Here is a 16767-nt window from a genome sequence, read left to right on the forward strand (position 1 = left end):
GGGGGTTAGTATGGAATCCACAGCGAAAAAGAAAAATGGTGTATTAACTAAAATCATCGATATGATCACAGGAATTTTTATGCCAATCGTCCCTGCCATTGCTGGTGCCGGGATGTTAAAAGCCCTGCTTGCAATCATCTCTTTATTAGGAGTCTTGTCAACAGAATCAGAAACCTATATTCTTCTAGAGATGATAAGTGATGCTGCTTTTTACTTCTTACCACTTTTATTAGCAAATTCAGCTGCTAAAACATTTTCCGTCAATCCTTACATTGCTATGGCTATAGCAGGAGCACTTGTTCATCCCACTTTCATAGGCCTGTTGAATAACAGTATAGAGACGGGAAATGCCGTAAGGTTTCTTGCTTTTCCAGTCACAGTTGCCACTTATAGTTCATCCGTTGTACCAATCATTCTTGCAGTTTGGTTTATGTCTTATGTTGAACCTTTTATAGATAAAATTGTTCATAAATCCATCAAACTCATTATGGTACCTCTTCTAACTCTAGCTATTGTTGCGCCAGTAACTTTAGTCTTACTAGGACCATTAGGTGCTCTGATTGGCTCAGGATTAGGAGATATGGTAACTTTTCTGAATGAACATGTAAGTTGGCTGGCACCAACTGTGGTTGGTATTTTGAATCCTCTTTTAGTGATGACTGGTATGCATTATGTATTGATTTCATTGGGCATCAATTCTCTTGCCACGATAGGGATCGATACAGTCGTTGGACCGGGAATGTTGATTTCGAATGTTTCTCAAGGTGCCGCCGCTTTTGCAGTAGCTGTCAAAACAAAAAATAGTTCAGTTAGGCAACTTGCGATTTCCTCAGGTATTTCTGCTCTCTTAGGAATAACTGAACCTGTCCTATACGGCATTAGCTTAAGGTTTAAAAAACCATTGATTTCAGCAATGGTCGGAGGTGGATTGGGTGGTCTGTTTATAGGAGTTATGAATGTTGGACGCTATGCCCAAGTTGCGCCAAGTCTCGTATCACTTCCAAGCTATATTGGCGCGGATGGATTTTCGAATTTTATCTATGCAATCATCGGTTGTATCATTGCTTTTTCCGCATCATTTATTATTCAACTATTCTTAGGAATTGAAGATCCTGAGGAAGAAGCTGCTGCTTCCGAAATAGGAAAGGAAGTTGTACTAGAACCAGATCAAGCAGAAGAAGCCCTAGTAAACTAAGCGAATTTCAATTAAAAATTGTTTCTGATATTGATGAAAAGAGTCGAATTTTTTTATCCTGCTAGAAACTATCTAATAGGCGATTACCTGCTTTTTTTAAGAATAATATTAGCAATACTACTAACTAATCTTACAAGATATATTAAAACAAATACCAACTGATAACCAACAATCGAACCATGTAACAAGATCGCTTCTCAAGTAAATGAATGGAGAAAGCGAATCTGCTCGCAACATGTGCCTCTTGCTAGTGCTTTTGAATAAAAAACCAAACCAATCCTTTTTTTTGACGCAAAAAATGTCAGATGATAGCCTTGAAATAGAAGGTTATCACTAAGATGATCTTCTTGCTTTTGGAATAAATAATAAAAAGGAGTGTATGAAATGAAACATCTAAAAGCGTTGGTTGTCAAAGCACTAATGATTTGGGCGATTTTGTGGATTGTGTTGTCAGGGATTTACGATGTCAGTTTTATGGACTCGACGATCGTCGGTGTGATCATTGTGGTGATGATCTATGTGCTAGGCGACTTGGTCATTTTGCGCAAGATCGGTAACATTGCGGCAACGGTTGCAGATGCCGGCGCAGCAGCCCTTATCCTATGGCTGTATCTGACTTATATGGACTATACAAATGACATCTGGATGCTAGTATTGATCCCAGCAGTATTGATCAGTGTGGCAGAATGGTTCTTCCACATCTGGTTGTTAAAAGCAGACATCGTGCCAGATGAACGGAAAATGAAATAATTTTGTTGATTGCTAGAATCGAACGCAGACTCTTGTTCTGTGTTCGATTTTTTTTGTTTACAAGATCGGCTATTGAAAAGCGACGCATCTTCTTGTTCCATATGCTTTCTATAATCACGGACGCTTGCCAAGATTTCTGGTTAGCTGACGCAATCGCCAAATTTGAATAAATCCCATCTTTCCATTACTATAAACGAAATCCGATCGTTTTTTGCACGGTTATACTATCAGGGAGGTTTGTATGGCAATTCATGTGATGTGGTTTAGAAAGGATCTACGCTTAGAGGACAACACGGCACTGACTGAGGCGCTTGCGTCTCTTCAAGAAAACGACCATTTGTTGTGTGTATTTCATCTCAATGACAAGCAGTTTCTCCCCAAGGCGCCAAGCCATGATTACTTTTTTAGCGCAGTTGCTCACTTTATCGAGGCTGCCAAAAAGCAAAATCTGACGATCCACCTATTGACAGGGACTTTGACAGAAGCCTTTGATCAGTTGCTCGCTTGCTATCCAAAATGGAGCCAGCTTTACTTCAACTTTGATAACCGTGGATTTGGTCGTAAACGTGATCTCTACATAAAAGAATTGGTCGAGAAAAAAGGCATCACTGTCCATTCTTTTGAAGATCATCATCTGCATCAACCAACAGAAGTCACCAAAGAGGATGGGACGTACTACAAAAAATTTACCCCCTACTATAAGAAATGGATTCAATTGCCCAAACCGGTGTATCAAAAGCAGGCTCTCGATTTTGAAAAAGCCGTTCATTTTGATGATGCCCCTCACTTCAAAGCAGGGAAAGCGCTGCTTGCTAAGCTGCTAGAAAATAGAAAGACCGATTTTTCAACGATCGTTGGGGAAGACTATGCGCACAAGCAATTGCAAGCATTTGTGCAAAAGCGTTTGGCCACCTATGAAAAAGACCGTGATATCCCTTCGATCAAAGGAACCAGCCGCCTGTCCCCTTTCTTGTCTTTTGGACAAATCTCCATTCGGAAGGTTTGGGCCGCTTGCCAAGGAATGCCATCAAGCACTGGCAAAGCGACCTTTTTAAAAGAACTGGCTTGGCGAGATTTTTATCATATGATCTACTTCAGCCATCCTGAACAAAAAAACTATGAACTCATTGAGAAATATCGAAACATGGATTGGCGAAAAAATGAAGAGGAGCTAACCAAATGGCAAGCAGGGCAAACCGGCTATCCGATCATTGATGCCGCGATGCGGCAGCTGAATCAAACCGGTTGGATGCATAACCGTCTACGGATGATCGTCGCTTCCTTTCTAACCAAAGATTTACTGATCGATTGGCGGCAAGGAGAAGCCTATTTTGCTCGACAATTGATCGACTACGACGCTGCCAGCAATATCGGCGGCTGGCAGTGGGCAGCTTCGACTGGCACCGATGCGGTTCCTTACTTTCGAATTTTCAACCCCATTACACAAGGGAAAAAATTCGACAAGGATGGGACGTTTATCAAACAATTTGTTCCCGAACTCGCCCAGTTGCCGCTAAAATTCATCCATGAACCCTACTTGATGACTGACGAAGAACAAGCCGACCTAAAGGTAGTTTTAGGCACCGACTATCCGTTGCCTATAGTTGACCACAACGAAGCCAGAAAAAGAGCCCTCGATTTGTATAGTAAAATCGAACCATAAAAAGCTGCCATGGACTGCTCTCAAGCATTTTCGGTAAAAAAACCAGCAAAGACTGTCTCTTACGGAGCGTCTTTGCTGGTTTTTTATGAAACTGGTGCGCCCTCTTTCGCCTGTCTATAGTGAAAAAACAAACGGCACGTCTCATCAAGCTGTCTGCTGCTGGGCATACATAAAGAAGCATTTTCCATGCTGTGTTTTTTAATTAAGATCTTGTCGTCTACTTCCCCTCTTATTTCTAGTCGCTCTAAGCACCAATCCCCTGAGGATTTATAGATCGAACCCTTTACTAGCGGCGTTCCCTGCTTTTTCACGACTGGATAGCAACGTTTCTCCTTGCAAAACTGTTCGTCTGATGAAAGGTCATCTATAGAACCATTCTGTTATAATAGCTCCATATTTGAGGATAAGGATGGTTTATATGAAAAAAATAATCGGATTCATCTTAGTCGTACTTTTAGGATTCGTTGGATACAAAGGATATGAATATTATCAATCCACCTACTCAGGACAAACAGCTTACGCGTATGTCCCGTCTGAGATTCCGCCTAAAGTCCAACACGAAAGTAAGAGCGGCATCGGCGACCAGTCTCCTTGGTATTCTTACGATTACACATTAAACTTTGTAAAAGAAGATGGCAGCACCCAAACCCTTGAGGTTTCATTATCATAAGATAACGCAAAACCCTTAACACCAAATTCTTATGTAAAAGCGGTGATCAGTGAAAAGCGTACAATAAACGGCCCGAATGGCGTTGAAAAAGACGCAATTCCCAAAAAGGTTCTAGAGAAATTAGAAAATCAAAACTAATGAGCTCTTCGTTAATAAGGACTAATGAGTTGCACAACATCAAATCTGGGACAGAATAAACCACATTCTGGCTCAGATTTTTTGTTAGTGATTTTCATCTTTTTTGAGTCTACTGGACATGGATGGCACTTCTCTAGATGGTGCAAATCCACTCACAGATAGTTACTGGCAAGTGCAGTGAACCACAAGCCGAATACAGTAATGACAATGTGCAGGAAGTGGTGCCGCACAACTTTGAGTCTACGAACAGAAACTCAATCAAACGAAATAGCGGATAAGGTTGCTGAACCAACCAAAGGCCCAAAGGGAAACGTAAAACAAAAATAGCAAATCTTTTGAGAACTGCTATCGATCGAATGCATTTTCTATCTCTTGGTACAATTTTTCAACATTAAGCATCCCGTAATCTTTTTTTGAAATAGCTATGACTGGTGTTGTAGGAAAATTCTGTTCAATTTCGTTTTTCGCATATCCGAAAGTTGGAGTCAGCAAAATAAGATCGGCTTCACCGCCATATTGATTTACCTGATTCGAATTATAAGTCTCAATGAAAACTTTTTCTCCTCTTTTCTGCATAAGCATCTCCAGTTTCCTACTTAAAGCTTGCGTTTGTAAAAGTCCTTGGTCTGCAATGAAGCTGAAAACGATATCGAATATAACAACTTTTTTCCATTTCTTTTCTTCTACTGAATCTTTTGGTTTAATGAAATCTCCTGTTTTTTCCATTTGCTGGTATCCTTTCTTTTTAGAAAAAAGAGTCTCAAAAAAAGTAGGTTTTTTCCTTCCTAAAATCTCGTCTACAGAAACATTGAAGTAGTTACTCAAAGATATAAGCGTCTGAATGTCTGGATTGCTCTCGTTTCTTTCCCACTTAGATACAGCTTGTGGCGTAACGTTCAATATTTTTGCTAGGCTTTTTTGAGTCATCTTTTTAGATTGTCTTAATTCTTTGATATTTTTTCCTAAATCTAACATTAATATAACTCCCTTCAGATTATCTTTTCAATGAACGGATCGTTGAATAGAGGGAATGGGGACTAAACTATTGGTTGAGTTCTATCTCAGCGCTTATTTAAACGCTTTCATTAGTTGCTAAAAAAATTATCGCTCAGAATTTCTGTTAAGCTTTTTGAGGCATCTTTTAGATTGCCTTAATTCTTTGATTTTCTCTTCTCTCTACCATTAAAACAACTCCCTTGAGATTATCTTTTCAATGAACAGAGTGCGGAATAGAGGAAATCAGAACTAAACTATTAGTTGAATTCTATTTTAGCATACTTCCGTTTTTGGAAAAATATAGCTAGTCGGTTTGTCGATATTGATAGAGCCAATTAACGATTGCAGATTCACATCATTACGTGGGTCTTTTTTTACCCCCTTCCAAAATCAGCATTTTGAATCCCTTCTATTATTTTCACGCTTGATGTCTTCTGCTCTGTTGCGATACGTTATACAAGGATACTGGGCACATTTATCTAACAGAAAGCTGCTTGACTAATCCCTATTCTTATTCTGTCATCAATGATAAGAGCAATTCAAGCTCCTTTTCCTTTCCCTCCTTCGCAGATAATTGAAAAAGCAGCGAATCAACTATCCGTTGACTCACTGCTTTTTAACTAACAAGTAATGGCTCACACCACAAACGAATGATACTTAGAATAAGCAATTTGATCGACGATCGCAGAAACCTGATTGACATCTAAATCGGCACCGATGGCAGTCACTTGATAAAATTGACCATAATTGTTGCCAAGTTGAGGGACACGGGCGTTTGAAATCAGCAAATCGTATTCTTCCTCATTGTTATAAGGAGAAATAGTTACATTTTGTTTCCCTTTTAGTTCATTTTTTAACAAGTAAATGGAAGCATCTGCCAAAAGACTGGAGCCCATATTTAAGACCCCGATCCGTACCCGATATTCCTCTTTCGGTGATAACAGATAGATTAAAAAGACCAGACGTTTCTTGAGGTAGTTGAGTTTCGTGGGCGTAAACAAGTTGGTTGGTGCAATAATGTGTTGTAGGATGTCTGTAATCACTTGATCTCGCAAGGAATTGTGAAACAGCTTGTGATAATAATTCAAGGTGACTCGGTCAATGGAGTAATTTACCCCATGAAAGTAATAGACTTGTGCGATCAAGGAGAAGACACTGGCTTTAATATCGATCGTCGTATGCGAGGCTTCAAGACAATAAATGGACTGGATCGCTGCCATGACTTCATCGGTAATCTCAAAAACAGGATTTTTATTGGTATACAACCCTAAGCGAAGCTCCTCGTAAGGAATTCCTCCTACCGTAACGAGAAAAAGACAGATAAAGAAGGGGACGATCTTGGCTTCGTCTACTGAACAGATGCTTTTTTTCGACACATAGGCTTCTCGAATAAAGCGACAAATCGGCATTTCTTGGCAGCGATTGATTTTGATTTGTTCCTCCGGACTTAAGCTTCCCAAGGTTGTGTGTGGCGTGACTTTTTTCATGATCACAAATAGCCAGATCTTCAACTGCTTTTGTTGCGCAATCGAGAGGGTTATTTTTTTCGCTAGCTCCGCCACCAGCTCATCGATCAAAACAGAATCGATCGCTGTTTCCCCCATTTTTAAAAAATTATAGTAAAAATAAATGCGTTGAGTCATCGTTCCCGCTAGCTTTTTGTTCTTTATCTTTAATTCAAAATGCTGCAGCAGCTGATTGCACTCTGCAATCACACGATTCAGTGTCCCGACGCTTATTTTTAATTCATCGGCTAATACAAAAGCATCATAGCCTGCATGTTGAAACAAATAATGGATGATTTGATATTTTACAGATTTTTTCAATAACGTGTCGGTCAAATCATCCAATGAGACGCTGTCGTTTACTTGCAGATCAAGGGTATAACGGTTGATTGCAAAAGAGACCTTCTCATTTTTTAGTTGTTGCTGAAGATTTTCTGATAGTTTCGTCAAGGTTGGCATCGTAATCTCTAATTCCCGACACGCATCACTTTTTTTGATATGACCCGTCGATAAATACAAGAATTTGAGCAAGATATACTCCAATTTCAAGTCTTTATCCAGTAAGTCTTCTTTATACATGACTGTTTTTCCTCCTGTGTAAATCCTTATTCTTTTCGAATAGTTACAACCAATTTACAGAAAAAGATAGCAGTACATTCCCTATGAAACAAACAAATGTAGTAAAAACATGCCCTTTCTACACATACTTTTCCTTCACTTACTCCCCAAATAAACCAAAACGAACGAACAAAAATGCGCCCTGCCAGACGAACTTTCCTCAGAATTTTCTCGCGACAATATTCTCGGATTTTCTTTTTGTTTATGTAAAACATGCTTCTCTAAAAAAATATATTTAGACCATAATAATTAATACTATCACAAGCTAGAAATGTCAATAAATGACATTATCAAGCGCCATTTTTTTTACTTTCTCTTAAAAAATGACCCTATCAAGTGCTTACCCGTTCGTATAAACAAAAAAATCAAAGGCAGTCGATGCAACCGCCTTTGATTTTTCTATAAACCATTGTTCATTCAGTCTTGCAAAAAACGTTTCATAAAGGGTCTTTTTATTCATTGAAAAAAGCAATGAACGGGTTTCTAGCGATACCGTTTCTTAATGTGAAAAGCCATAGGTTTGATCAGATGAAACATGACGGCTTGGTCGCTTGTTCAAGCGCTCGATTCCTTCTTTCATGTCTTGCACCAGATCCATTGCCATTTGCATACTTAAATCTGCCCGACAGACAAAGCGTTGGATATTGATATGTGATAGATTATCAGGTAATGGATAGGTAGGGACTTGCCAGCCTTTCATGGCAAATTCATCCGTCAAATCATACAGATTCCAAGAAATGTCGGCATCTTCTTTTAATTTGTAGCAGACGATCGGCAACCGTGACCCATCATTATAAATATCGAAGTAGCCCATGTTTTCAATCTCTTTTGCTAAATATTGGGCAACATCGCTGGTCTTTTTGTGGATCAAGCGGTAGCCTTCAAACCCATTGCGGATAAAGGTGTAATATTGTCCGATGATTTGGCTGGCACTTCTTGAAAAGTTGATGGCCATCGTTGGCATTTCACCGCCAAGATAACTTACTTTGAAGACCAATTCTTCTGGAAGGAAATCTTTTTCTTTCCAAAGCACCCAACCGATACCAGGATAGACTAACCCATATTTATGTCCAGACGTACTGATGGAACGAACGTTTTTCAAACGGAAATCCCATTCAAGCTCTGGTTCCATAAACGGTGTGTACAATCCACCACTAGCCGCATCCACGTGGATGTAGACTTTGTAGTCGGTGTGTTTGTTGTATTCCTCTAATTTCTTATCTAGTGCTTTGATGTCATCGTATCGTCCAGTGTAAGTGATCCCTAAGATACCGACGACCCCGATCGTATATTCATCTAAATAGTCTGTGACCTTTTCGACATTGATGCTGCCATGTTCTTCATCGATAGGGATCGTCCGCATTTCAATGTCCCAGTAGACACAGAATTTTTCCCAAACGACTTGATAGGCAGAAGAAATCACTAAGTTTGGTTTTCGTTTATTGATATCTAAACCAAGTTTTTTTGCCCGATTGCGCCAAGCAAATTTCAAGGCCAATCCACCTAGCATACACGCTTCACTTGAGCCTACCGTTGATGTACCGATAAAATCAGACGCTTCTGGTGCATGCCATAAATCAGCGATCATGTTGACACAGCGGTTTTCAATTTCTGCTGTCCGTGGGTACTCGGTTTTATCGATGGCGTTTTTATCAAGGGTTTCACTCATGATTTTGACTGCTTCTGGTTCCATGTAGGTTTGACAAAACGTCGCCAAATTTTGTCTGGAGACCCCTTCATCGATCAATTGATCTTTGACTAATTCATAGGCATCCCGCGGTACCAAGGACTCTTTTGGCAATTTGTACATAGGGATCGCCCGATCCATTGCCTCATTCCCATAGATAGGTTCCAAATATTGGGCTTCTTTTCGATTTTTTTTACTAAATAACATGCAGCTCTCCTCCTCATAGGTTGTGCTTTTTATTTTTTATCGCTTGCTTTTTCACCTACGTATTTATAGATGACAAACGGTATCACGACAATTATCAGCCAGCTGATGATCAAGATGGCTAAATAGGTTCCGCCTTTTCCCGATCCGATATCGCTCGGTGGAAAGAAGGAAATAAAGAAAGAAAAAATAGAAACAAGCAAACCAACCATCGCAACACCGATTTTCACATTTTTCCCACCAGGAATATGATACGTTCTTGTTAAGTCGTCTTTTTCTTTGACTAACTTAATATACGAAAGAAACAAGAGGACATAAGCAACCAGATAGATGCAGACCGTCAAAGCCATCGCAACGAAGAAGGATAGATTGGCGCCCCCGCCGCCTAATGTCAAGACAACCGCCCAAATAGAAACAATGATGCCTTGCACCAAAACGATATTGATTGGGACATTGTGTTGATTGACTTTTGCCATTTGTTTTGGCAGCAAGCCATTTTCAGCTGCTTCAAGCATCGCCGTTGATGGGCCGACCACCCAAGCGGCAATTTCTGCAATGACACCTAAACAGATGACCACGGCAATCAAACGAACCAGCCATTCCCCACCGCCAAAATGATGGATCAAATAAGAATAGGCTTGAATCACACCAGTATCAAGAGACAATTGATTTTGGGGAATCGTAGCAGCCACCGTTGCCCCGCCGAGCGTATCCAAAAGGATCGTCGCTACGACTAAAATCAAAATGGCTTTCGGGTAATTCTTTCCAGGATTATCCATGTCTTTTACGTGACTGGCAGAAGATTCAACCCCTGCATAGGCCAAAATAAAGGAAACAAAAACGACCAGCGTATTGATTTTCGTAAAATCAGGAATCCAAGCGCCTGATCCAAAGGAAACTTTGATGGGATTTCCTTGAGCAATGTAGACAATTCCTAGGATAAAAAGTATGATCCCAGTTGCGACGATCCCCACAAAGAACCCTACTTTGGCAATCTTCGCGGTATTTTTTGTTCCGCCAAATTGTGAGATCGTAATCAACCAAAAGATCACTAAAGTGGCAATCAGCTTCAGCCAAACATTGGTATTAAGAGCCGGCCAATTTAGGGCATAGGAAAGCGCCCCGACAATAAAGTAAATCATCGTAATAAAGCCTACCGTGATTTGGAACCATTGGAAGAAAATGGCAGCAAAGCCCCATTTTCTCCCTAATGTTTTTGAGACCCAGGTATAGAGTCCCCCTTTTTCCCATCCTTTTACAGTAGCCATCTCCGCAGAGCAAAGGGCCACAGGGATAAACCAGAGGAAACCGCCGACGAGTAAATAAAAAACTAGATTCATCTTCGATGTCGCAAAGGTTGGATACTCATATACCGTCATCACCATTGAAGCAGTTATCGCAAAAAAACTCAACAATGATAGTTTTTTCTTGCTAGTATCCATTTTTTCAACCTCCTATCGTTAGATACTATTTTTCAGCAGCGGAAGAAAGATCAATATGGTACGTATGTGTCAGATCGCCATCTGCTTTAAATTCGATTTCGATTGCTTTGATCGCTGGCAAACTTTGTTCTTGTGCTACTTTAAAGTGAATAAAGCCATCTTTGTGTTTGTCATGGGTCAAAATTTCATCATCTAAATAGTCCACAAATACTTCCGCTTCAATTTTCTTGCCATCATTCAACACCAAATATGCTTTGTCAGGTTTGATTTTTTTGTCTTTCGAATCTTCATTAAACAATTGATATTTCAGTGAAAGCAATGTTTTGTATTCTTTGTCTTTGTGTTTGAACGCTTCTACATTCACGATTTTTACATGGTTCACTAAAAAGCGAATGTGATCCCAACCAGCATTTTCATAATTCGTTTCATACCAAACAACATCTTTGACTTTCGGATCGATCCCCTTGGTAACGATTTCTTCAAAATACCCGTCATCACTCAATTTTTCACTTCCCACGATCACCTCATCTGAAGAATCACTGATCAACGTTTCGGTTCTTGACCCAGAGACCACTTCCCCTGACTCTTCCACTGTTGAGCACGCACCTAGAGTGAACAAAACACCTACACCTAAAACGAAACCTGCAACTAATGATGTTTTTTTCATTGTAAATCCTGTCCTTTCTTTTATTATTTTTATTCCATCTCAGGTATACCATTTATCTAAAAAAAGCGAATATCTAATTTTTTATTTTAAAAACAAAAAAACGCGAAAATTACTTCGCGTTTCGGTGCTATCATGAAGTGCAGATAAGAACAATGACCATTGAAAAGAAAGGACTGAGTTTTTTGAGAGCGCTTGTGTTCGTCATAACCACCTTTTTGTTGGGTATCAGCCCACTTTCAGCTGCCTTTTGTCTGGAAAGTACGGACGGACCTACTTCTAGCGCAACGATCTCTCGGATAAAAGTTGCCAAAAATGAGTGGGTGCCTTCTGGGTCACAAAGGTTTGTTGGAACGCTGATGCTTCCTGATGCAAAAGACAACGTGCTGACAGCTGACGGTCACTTTCTGAGAAAGCCTTCCAAGCTTGCGACGAATAGACGCGCAGCAATAGCAGCTTGTAGGGTTCAAAAAACACCAAAAACCGCACGGGGCAGCCAACTTACTCAGCGTTGCAGCTCTTCAGCCCTTACGACTTTGCGGTTAGAAAAAGCGTGTCAGGCACGGGCAATCAACCGTCCTTAGTTCTCATCCGAGTATTTGGTGTCGTACACGACGCCTTCATCCACAGGGTTTTCGCAGTGATGGCACATAGGTAAGTCAAAAACAAATGATCCTCAAACGTTTATCCTCACGTGTATCCTAAACAAATCTACTTCCCCATCCTGAACACAAAAAATAGCCACTACCTACTTTCCACTTACTTGTGCCATCCTCTGCTTGATAAAACGATCAAACTTTTTTGATTGAAAACAAAAAATTGCCTCTTCTGTTTTGATCATTTTTTAGTGATCGATCATTGCTTAGCAAGCTAAGCCCCCCAAACCCCAAGCAGCCCCCGAAACTATTTTTCGGGGGCTGCTTGGGGTGAGCTTTTTATTCAAATTGGAAAGTTTTTTGGAGGCATTGCAAATGAAGCTGACTTGATTGGGTAGCAGCCTTTCACATTACCAGCGTAATCTAAATGATGACGACCTATAAAATGATGAATGATAGACAGTCGTATATAACGACTGCTGAAAATAAAAAGCTTGTGACGCTTATCTTGTTTCTAAAATCGTCTTCAATCAACCTAATTTTAGATCTTCTAGGCATTCAGCCAAGCCATCCTCAAAAACAAAGAATAAAAAAAACAGCTACTTTTTAGCAACTTTCTTCATATAAAGAATCGGATAAGGATTTCCTTGTTCGTCCAACTCGCTTCTTCTGTATACCTCAAATCCCATATGCTCATAAAATCCTTTCGCCTGAGGATTTTGTTCATTTACTCCCAGTTCATTTACAGCATAGTTTTCCATCCCGTATGCCAAGAGTTTCTTTCCTAGGCCCTTGCCTCTTTGTTCATTTGCTATAAACAGCATTTCAAGATTTCGATCCGAGATCCCCATGAAACCAGCTGGCTCTCCATGCTCACTTTCTACGACAATCAAATGCGGCACATGATGCAATGCCTCTGGAATGTATTGCTTAATGGCTTGGATTTCAGACTCTGACAAAAAGGTGTGCGTCGCCTTAACAGAACTCTCCCAAACTTCAATGATTTGTTGCTCTAACTTTTGATTCATATTATTTACTTCTTTTATATTCATGGATAGTCACACTCTCATCAGCTTTTTTTCGTTTTTCATAACAAGAACCGATTGTTTCCTTGATCCAAGTTAAGAATTTTCATCATCATCATAACATGAGATGGATTTATTTAAAATCTATGGATGAAAAATGCCTTGCTCATATAGATAATGAAACAATAATTTCTAAGAGAGTATGACTTGCTTTGAAAAACACTAAGAAAGGAGCTTTCAATACTGATGATTGCTCAAATCATTCTGTTGAAATAAAAATGCTTGTAGCTTTTTCTTCCCAGTCGCCATAACGAACAAAATATATTCTTTTAAATAAACGAGTTTAAACCACTTGCCTTAGAGTCCACTTCAGGGTTTATGATTACTTATAGAAAAAGATAAGGAGAACCAACGATGAATATAAAAAAAGCAGCGGAAATGTTTGATTTGAGCGTAGACACATTGCGCTATTATGAACGAGTCGGTGTGATCCCACCTGTTCAACGCAATGAGAGTGGCTATCGGGTGTACACAACAAATGATCTAAACTGGATCTATCTAGCAAAACATTTACGAAATGCAGGATTGTCCATCGAATCGCTAATTGAATTTGCTCAATTGGCACAAGTACGTGAAAGTCAAAATGTCGAAAAAGCTCAGAAACAGATTTTAGCCGATCAACTCGAAGAATTAGAGAAAAAGTTAGCAGAAATGCAGGAAGTACGAGACCTGCTTATTTATAAGATAGAAACGTATGATGAGCATATCGCAAAATTCAAAGCAGGAAATATGACTCCTGATAAAGTGGAAAAATTATGGGAACGAAAAAAGTAACATCTTTTACTTGCTATAGACCTAACTCCAAGGTTTAGGATAGAACATGTAATGAAAATTAGAGGAGGAAACACTATGCAAACAATCATACTCAATAATGGTGTCACCATGCCGCAACTAGGATTTGGCGTTTATCAAATTCCTTTGGAAGAAACAGCTGAAGCTGTTTACCAAGCAATCAAAGCTGGGTATCGCCTGATCGACACTGCTTCTATTTATGGAAATGAAAAAGAAACCGGCGAGGGAATCAAGCGTGCCATCAGTGAAGGTCTAGTCACTCGAGAACAACTTTTTGTTACCTCTAAATTATTTATTCTACAAGCTTCCGAAGATAAAGCTAAAGAAACGATTGAGCATTCGCTTGAAACAATGGGATTGACTTATCTTGATCTCTACCTTATTCACCAACCATATGGAGATATTTATGGTGCTTGGCGCTCAATGGTTGCTGCTCAAAAAACAGGGAAATTACGTGCAATTGGCGTTTCAAATTTCAAATCAGCTAAGATGATCGAGTTTGTCGGCTTGAATGAGGTGAAACCTCAAATCAATCAAATCGAAGTGAACCCTTGGAATCAACGAGTGGAAGATCAGGAATGGCATGAAAAATATGACGTCCAAGTGGAAGCTTGGGCACCTTTTGCAGAAGGACGCCATGACCTATTTACCAATCCGACATTAGCAGAAATTGGCAAGCAATATGGCAAAACGGTTGGTCAAGTTGTGCTTCGCTGGTTGATGCAAAGAAGGATCGTCGCTTTAGCAAAAACAGTTCGTCCAGAACGGATGGTTGAAAACATTGCTATTTTTGACTTTGAGCTTTCCCAGGAAGACATTGAAAAAATAGCCGCTTTAGATAAAAAAGAGTCCGCATTCTTTGACCACGATGCCCCCCAACAAGTGGAATGGTTTATGAATCGGATGTTAGATACTGAAAACTAATAGGGTTTTTATTGAAGGAAACCAATACAAGTCCGCTTCCGTTTCGAAAGGAAGCGGACTTGTATTGGTTCTTACTGAGTTGTATCTTGTCTCTTTTCATGGTAATTCTTACAAAATTTTTGGAAATTCTGCCTTGATCAAGTAACTGAAGAATCCATCGATTAAACTCATTTCTCTGGAGCACTGTGCTTGTAGCTAAACAACGGACAGCGTTCTGTTACGCTCGCTCTTAAAATCTCTATTGTACGATTTCTATTTACTACTCCCTATTTATCAAAGACAATAATCTTTTTGCCAGTATTTCCGCCTGCTTCGAAATCAAGGTGAGCTTGCTTGATTGCTTCTAATTCAAAGGGATATGTCTTGTCTACAAGGACATCAAGTTTTCTTTGCGCATAAAGATCAATGACTTTTTCCAGCTCTTCAACAGTCATGAACCCCATAGAATACATACCAGTAATTCCTCTACGCTCCGTTTCTTCTTGGTTGATTGGCGCATTAACAGAAGTGACGCGTCCACCTTTTTTGATTACTTGATAACTGTTCTCCAATGTTTTAGGACCAGTCAAGTTGACCACTAAATCGACATCAGAAACCAATTTTGTGAAATCTTCTGTCTGATAATCGATCGTTTGATCTGCCCCTAACTCCTTCATATAGTCAGCTTGTTCAGCGCTGCCTGTTGCTATGACATACGCCTCGGCATGTTTTGCCAGCTGAACAGCTTTAGACCCGACACCGCCAGCACCGCCATGGATCAGTACTTTTTGTCCAGCTTTTGCTTGACCATCACGAATGGTTGCACCATAAGCTGTGGCTACGCCAAGGAAAAATCCTCCTAGCGGCACCAAGCCCAGCTCCTTCGGTACAGCAGCAACAACTGCTGACTCGTCTAACAAAATGTATTCAGAATATGTACTCATAAACGCCATCCCAACCACATGATCACCTACTGAAAAGCGGGTCACATCATCTCCGACAGCTGTTACGATACCAGAAAAGTCTTGTCCCAAAGAGTGTGGAAGCACAGGTTTCAATTCTTTTGGCATCGTTGGAAATGGTCCATTCGCACGAATAACAATATCAGGATCATTCACGCCGATCGCTGCGGTTTTGATCACCAATTGTTTAGCAGCTGGCTCAGGGATAGCAGTTTCAACCATTTGCATCACATCTACAGAGCCATATTGATTCAATATCATTTTTTTCATAAAAAAAACCTTCTTTCTTAAGATGATTTCATTATGACCTGTTACCTCAATAATAAAAAGTACCATATTTTTTGATAGGTACTATCGTTTTCAATAGATTTGTGTAATCATACGGATTTCAGGTACAAAAAAAATCCTTGAACGCTTCAAGGATTGACTACTTTTTCGTTTTCTGACTCATAGGTAGAAGCAAATGTTTCTAAGGCATCCAAAACTGGCATGAATTTATGCCCCATTTCGGTCAGTGAGTATTCAACTTTTGGCGGCACTTGCGGATAGACTTCACGATGAATGAGGCCATAGCTTTCAAGCATGCGCAATTCCTTTGTCAAATTTGCTTGGGTCACCATGGGCATTTTACGACTAAGCGCACCGAAACGAAGCGTTTTGTGCCGTAAAAAGGACAAGATGACCATGGACCACTTGCCGCGTACGACCTTCTGGACGCTAGCCACTGGACATTCTACAAATAATTCAGTTTCTTCTGTTTGCTGCATCACTACTTCCTCCTATTCGCTCACTTTTGCTGCGGTCTTTCATATCAGCAATACTACCGAAATGATGACGACATACGAAAACATGAAGTATAGACATCAGTATATAACGACTGCAAAAAATAGCAAGCCC

Annotated in this window: 15 protein-coding genes; 7 read left to right on the forward strand and 8 right to left on the reverse strand. The window is 39.9% G+C overall.

The window, feature by feature from the left end; genetic code table 11:
• The first annotated feature begins 10 nt into the window (after positions 1-10).
• The 4 genes from QN079_RS15730 to QN079_RS15745 all read left to right on the forward strand — a co-directional run bounded on the left by QN079_RS15730 (position 11) and on the right by QN079_RS15745 (position 4278).
• Entirely contained in the window at positions 11-1195 is a 1185-nt protein-coding gene (locus QN079_RS15730) for a PTS transporter subunit EIIC (protein WP_289230088.1), read from the forward strand.
• 384 nt (positions 1196-1579) lie between these two features.
• Positions 1580-1945 carry a DUF2512 family protein gene (locus tag QN079_RS15735; protein WP_289230089.1) on the forward strand — a complete coding sequence of 122 codons (366 nt, stop codon included), beginning with the start codon at positions 1580-1582 and terminating at the stop codon, positions 1943-1945.
• A 241-nt stretch (positions 1946-2186) separates the two neighbouring features.
• Positions 2187-3608 (forward strand): cryptochrome/photolyase family protein, encoded by a 1422-nt coding sequence (locus tag QN079_RS15740; RefSeq protein ID WP_289230090.1) that lies wholly within the window; start codon positions 2187-2189, stop codon positions 3606-3608.
• 418 nt (positions 3609-4026) lie between these two features.
• Positions 4027-4278, forward strand: coding sequence for a DUF1093 domain-containing protein (locus QN079_RS15745; RefSeq protein ID WP_249686349.1), 252 nt, complete (start codon positions 4027-4029; stop codon positions 4276-4278).
• Between the two features lie 483 nt (positions 4279-4761).
• Here the strand turns inward: QN079_RS15745 and QN079_RS15750 are convergent, their stop codons facing one another.
• From QN079_RS15750 to QN079_RS15770, 5 genes are all read right to left on the reverse strand, one after another.
• Positions 4762-5391: a helix-turn-helix domain-containing protein gene (locus QN079_RS15750; RefSeq protein ID WP_289230091.1), complete on the reverse strand. Its 630-nt coding sequence runs from the start codon at positions 5389-5391 to the stop codon at positions 4762-4764.
• Positions 5392-6047: 656 nt separating this feature from the next.
• Entirely contained in the window at positions 6048-7496 is a 1449-nt protein-coding gene (locus tag QN079_RS15755) for an AcpB/EbpR/MafR family transcriptional regulator (protein ID WP_289230092.1), read from the reverse strand.
• 538 nt (positions 7497-8034) lie between these two features.
• Positions 8035-9429, reverse strand: coding sequence for a glutamate decarboxylase (gad, locus tag QN079_RS15760; protein ID WP_128432573.1), 1395 nt, complete (start codon positions 9427-9429; stop codon positions 8035-8037).
• Positions 9430-9458: 29 nt separating this feature from the next.
• Positions 9459-10868 carry an amino acid permease gene (locus QN079_RS15765; RefSeq protein WP_010748933.1) on the reverse strand — a complete coding sequence of 470 codons (1410 nt, stop codon included), beginning with the start codon at positions 10866-10868 and terminating at the stop codon, positions 9459-9461.
• A gap of 25 nt (positions 10869-10893) precedes the next feature.
• Positions 10894-11535, reverse strand: a complete 642-nt coding sequence (locus QN079_RS15770) for a hypothetical protein (RefSeq protein ID WP_289230093.1) — start codon at positions 11533-11535, stop codon at positions 10894-10896.
• A 152-nt stretch (positions 11536-11687) separates the two neighbouring features.
• On the opposite strand from QN079_RS15770, the gene QN079_RS15775 reads away from it, so the two are divergent.
• The gene (locus QN079_RS15775; RefSeq protein WP_289230094.1) at positions 11688-12116 is read left to right on the forward strand and encodes a hypothetical protein; all 429 of its coding nucleotides are present in this window, start codon (positions 11688-11690) and stop codon (positions 12114-12116) included.
• Between the two features lie 611 nt (positions 12117-12727).
• Here QN079_RS15775 and QN079_RS15780 read toward each other — a convergent pair.
• Positions 12728-13180: a GNAT family N-acetyltransferase gene (locus QN079_RS15780; RefSeq protein ID WP_159161438.1), complete on the reverse strand. Its 453-nt coding sequence runs from the start codon at positions 13178-13180 to the stop codon at positions 12728-12730.
• A gap of 387 nt (positions 13181-13567) precedes the next feature.
• Between QN079_RS15780 and QN079_RS15785 the strand changes: the two genes are divergently transcribed.
• On the forward strand, positions 13568-13987 hold the full coding sequence (locus QN079_RS15785; RefSeq protein ID WP_016608514.1) for a MerR family transcriptional regulator: 420 nt from the start codon (positions 13568-13570) through the stop codon (positions 13985-13987).
• A 75-nt stretch (positions 13988-14062) separates the two neighbouring features.
• On the forward strand, positions 14063-14929 hold the full coding sequence (locus QN079_RS15790; RefSeq protein ID WP_289230095.1) for an aldo/keto reductase: 867 nt from the start codon (positions 14063-14065) through the stop codon (positions 14927-14929).
• Positions 14930-15195: 266 nt separating this feature from the next.
• On the opposite strand, the gene QN079_RS15795 is transcribed toward QN079_RS15790, so the two are convergent.
• Together QN079_RS15795 and QN079_RS15800 are read right to left on the reverse strand one after the other, a co-directional pair.
• Positions 15196-16140 carry an NADP-dependent oxidoreductase gene (locus tag QN079_RS15795; protein WP_289230096.1) on the reverse strand — a complete coding sequence of 315 codons (945 nt, stop codon included), beginning with the start codon at positions 16138-16140 and terminating at the stop codon, positions 15196-15198.
• Between the two features lie 146 nt (positions 16141-16286).
• Positions 16287-16637, reverse strand: coding sequence for a winged helix-turn-helix transcriptional regulator (locus tag QN079_RS15800; protein ID WP_015510556.1), 351 nt, complete (start codon positions 16635-16637; stop codon positions 16287-16289).
• Positions 16638-16767: the final 130 nt, after the last annotated feature.

The organism is Enterococcus sp. FZMF (genome assembly GCF_030263915.1).
GTDB classification, from domain to species: domain Bacteria; phylum Bacillota; class Bacilli; order Lactobacillales; family Enterococcaceae; genus Enterococcus_D; species Enterococcus_D casseliflavus.

What these genes read in the sequence shown, in the direction of transcription:
- QN079_RS15730 (WP_289230088.1), top strand. Translation starts at nt 11, where the DNA reads ATGGAATCCACAGCGAAAAAGAAAAATGGTGTATTAACTAAAATCATC.
- QN079_RS15735 (WP_289230089.1), top strand. Translation starts at nt 1,580, where the DNA reads ATGAAACATCTAAAAGCGTTGGTTGTCAAAGCACTAATGATTTGGGCG.
- QN079_RS15740 (WP_289230090.1), top strand. Translation starts at nt 2,187, where the DNA reads ATGGCAATTCATGTGATGTGGTTTAGAAAGGATCTACGCTTAGAGGAC.
- QN079_RS15745 (WP_249686349.1), top strand. Translation starts at nt 4,027, where the DNA reads ATGAAAAAAATAATCGGATTCATCTTAGTCGTACTTTTAGGATTCGTT.
- QN079_RS15750 (WP_289230091.1), bottom strand. Translation starts at nt 5,391, where the DNA reads ATGTTAGATTTAGGAAAAAATATCAAAGAATTAAGACAATCTAAAAAG.
- QN079_RS15755 (WP_289230092.1), bottom strand. Translation starts at nt 7,496, where the DNA reads ATGTATAAAGAAGACTTACTGGATAAAGACTTGAAATTGGAGTATATC.
- gad (WP_128432573.1), bottom strand. Translation starts at nt 9,429, where the DNA reads ATGTTATTTAGTAAAAAAAATCGAAAAGAAGCCCAATATTTGGAACCT.
- QN079_RS15765 (WP_010748933.1), bottom strand. Translation starts at nt 10,868, where the DNA reads ATGGATACTAGCAAGAAAAAACTATCATTGTTGAGTTTTTTTGCGATA.
- QN079_RS15770 (WP_289230093.1), bottom strand. Translation starts at nt 11,535, where the DNA reads ATGAAAAAAACATCATTAGTTGCAGGTTTCGTTTTAGGTGTAGGTGTT.
- QN079_RS15775 (WP_289230094.1), top strand. Translation starts at nt 11,688, where the DNA reads ATGACCATTGAAAAGAAAGGACTGAGTTTTTTGAGAGCGCTTGTGTTC.
- QN079_RS15780 (WP_159161438.1), bottom strand. Translation starts at nt 13,180, where the DNA reads ATGAATATAAAAGAAGTAAATAATATGAATCAAAAGTTAGAGCAACAA.
- QN079_RS15785 (WP_016608514.1), top strand. Translation starts at nt 13,568, where the DNA reads ATGAATATAAAAAAAGCAGCGGAAATGTTTGATTTGAGCGTAGACACA.
- QN079_RS15790 (WP_289230095.1), top strand. Translation starts at nt 14,063, where the DNA reads ATGCAAACAATCATACTCAATAATGGTGTCACCATGCCGCAACTAGGA.
- QN079_RS15795 (WP_289230096.1), bottom strand. Translation starts at nt 16,140, where the DNA reads ATGAAAAAAATGATATTGAATCAATATGGCTCTGTAGATGTGATGCAA.
- QN079_RS15800 (WP_015510556.1), bottom strand. Translation starts at nt 16,637, where the DNA reads ATGCAGCAAACAGAAGAAACTGAATTATTTGTAGAATGTCCAGTGGCT.